Below are 218 nucleotides of genomic sequence, written 5' to 3'. Positions count from 1 at the left end.
GAATTACATCCTGAGCATGTTTTATCTGCCTACAGCGATAACGCAGCGGTAATTGAAGGTTACAAAGCAGGTCGTTTTTACCCAAGTGTTGATGATCGTGAAATTGGTTACCACCATGAAGATATTGATATCTTAAATAAAGTAGAAACACAAAACCATACAACAGCTAATTCACCTATACCAGGTGCAGCAACATGTTCTGGTGGTGTTATTAGTGA

The 218-nt window shown here is 38.5% G+C and carries 1 protein-coding gene; it reads left to right on the top strand.

Annotated features, from left to right (window positions below; all coding sequences use genetic code 11):
- A partial coding sequence (locus tag V6255_RS18685) for a hypothetical protein (RefSeq protein WP_341629449.1) occupies positions 1-218 on the top strand: 218 nt, incomplete at both ends.

It is taken from the genome of Psychromonas arctica (genome assembly GCF_038155225.1).
Classification (GTDB): Bacteria; Pseudomonadota; Gammaproteobacteria; order Enterobacterales; family Psychromonadaceae; genus Psychromonas; species Psychromonas arctica_B.
This window is presented reverse-complemented; position numbering and strand designations above follow the sequence as displayed.